This window comes from Pseudomonadota bacterium (assembly GCA_010028905.1).
Taxonomy (GTDB): Bacteria; Vulcanimicrobiota; Xenobia; order RGZZ01; family RGZZ01; genus RGZZ01.
This window is the reverse complement of record RGZZ01000705.1, coordinates 1-1875: the sequence shown is the minus strand read 5'-3', so window position 1 is coordinate 1875 and position 1875 is coordinate 1. Positions and strand designations below refer to the sequence as shown.

The window sequence follows — 1875 nt, the reverse complement described above, 5'->3', positions numbered from 1 at the left end:
CGCGGTCGGAAAGCTCCAGTCCGACTACAGCCAGGCCAAGGCTGCGGGTTGATCATCTGACCCGCAGTCTTGGCCTGGCTGTAGTCTGACTGGAGCTTTCCGACCGCGACTGCCAGCTGAAGTCCACCGCCGAACCCGCCCTGCTGGGCGCCCTGCTGTACCCCGTGCTGCAGCCCGCCGTCGCCGAACCCGCCGGGCTGCATCCCGCCGCCGTTGAGCGCCGCCTGCACCGCCGCGATGTCCTGCATCAGCACGGTGTTGATGTCGCCCATCTGGTTGAGGTTGTTCTGTGCCTGCTGCCCCGGCGAGGCTTGCTGCGCGGGGCAACCGCCGCCTTGAGGCTGGCCACCGCCGCCGCCCTGTTCGCCGCCACCGCCTTCGCTGCCGCCCTGGGGCTGGCTCGCCGCGCTAGCCTGCTCTTCCTTCATGCGCTCGAGCTCGGCCTTCATGTCCTCGAGCTGCTGCTTGAGCGCGTCGATGCTCGCCTGCTGCGGGTCCTTGGCATTCGGATCGTTGGGGTCCTTGGCATTCGGATCGTTCGGATCCTTGGCATTCGGGTCGTTCGGGTCCTTGACCGCGTTCGGGTCCTTGACTGCGTTGGGGTCTTTGACGTCGTTCGCTCTCGTCACAACCTGCTCGTCGTGGGCATCTTCTGAGAGGTGGGTTGAATCGGTGGAGGCATCGTTCTTCCGAGCGTGGTCTCTCGTCACGACCTGCTCGTCGTGGGCCTTGTCGGCCTTGTGCGACTTGTCTGCCCCGTGCGACGGGGATGCGTGCCTGCTCGGGGAAGCGGCGTGCGCGTGCGCTGCCGCGCTGTGGCTGCTGGTGTGGCTGACTGCGTGAACCTTGTGACCGCCCTTCGGATGTGACATCGTGACTCTGTTCCTCACTCTCTTCGCTTGACGAGGTGCGCCTGTCTGCGCCCTACACCCAGAGCATACGCCTGTCGGCTGACCGCCGGCTGAGGGCGCGCTGACACGAGGCCGACCCGTGTAAACGAGATGTTGCCGAGATGCAAATTTCTTCCGGGACGATGTGAACGTGAGAGCGCTTCACGCGCCGTCAGGGGAAGGGACGATGCGCGTCGAGGTGCAACTTCTCGGGTCGGGATCCATCACGAACGTGATGCCCCGAGACTGACGCGAGAGGCGACATCCATGCCCGTCTACACCTACCGGGCCGTTGATATGGCCGCAGGCTGCGATCGGTGCAGCGACAACTTCGATGTGGTGCACGGCATGTCCGAACCCCGTCTCGAGCGATGCCCGGACTGTGATGCCGATGTGCAGCGCATCATCACCGGGGCCAATATCGTGCAGGGGCATCACTACGGCGATGGCCTCTCACGAGAGCGCCTGAAGCGCGGCGGCCTGCGCAAGCTGGTGCGCGACGACTCGGGCAAGTACGTCGACGACACGCCGAAGTAGAGCGCATCGTTCGTGCGCGCAATACGTGTCTACGAGTTCGGTGAGCCGGACGTCATGCGCCTTGAGGCGGTCGACGACCTCGAGGTTGGCCCCGGCGAGGCGCGGGTGCGGGTGTTCGCAGCAGGGGTGAATCCCGTCGAGACCTACATCCGCGCGGGTCATTACGGCACCCTTCCCGCGCTGCCGTTCACCCCGGGCACTGATGTGGCGGGCGTGGTCGAGGCGGTCGGCAAGGGCGTTGCCGACCTGGCGGTCGGAGATCGCGTGTACTCGTTCGGAACGGTGAGCGGTGCCTACGCAGAGCACGCTGTATGCCGTCGTGAGCAGCTGTATCGTCTTCCATCGGTGGCGTCGTTCGACGAGGGGGCGGCGCTCGGTGTCGCGGCTGCAACGGCCTGGCGCGCGCTCTTCCAGAAAGGCGCCGCGCGCGCTGGCCAGAGGGTGCTGG

The 1875-nt window shown here is 66.2% G+C and carries 3 protein-coding genes; 2 read left to right on the top strand and 1 reads right to left on the bottom strand.

All coding sequences use genetic code 11. The annotated features are described in order from the left end of the window. Positions 1-872: hypothetical protein (locus EB084_24530; protein NDD31430.1), on the bottom strand; the 872-nt coding region annotated here is incomplete at its 3' end. A gap of 129 nt (positions 873-1001) precedes the next feature. Between EB084_24530 and EB084_24525 the strand changes: the two genes are divergently transcribed. Together EB084_24525 and EB084_24520 are read left to right on the top strand one after the other, a co-directional pair. After that, positions 1002-1427 carry a hypothetical protein gene (locus EB084_24525; protein ID NDD31429.1) on the top strand — a complete coding sequence of 142 codons (426 nt, stop codon included), beginning with the start codon at positions 1002-1004 and terminating at the stop codon, positions 1425-1427. 12 nt (positions 1428-1439) lie between these two features. Continuing rightward, positions 1440-1875: NADPH:quinone reductase (locus tag EB084_24520; protein ID NDD31428.1), on the top strand; the 436-nt coding region annotated here is incomplete at its 3' end.

Bases quoted from the DNA above. Each gene is read 5' to 3' on its own strand.
- EB084_24525 (NDD31429.1), top strand. From the start codon at position 1,002: ATGTTGCCGAGATGCAAATTTCTTCCGGGACGATGTGAACGTGAGAGC.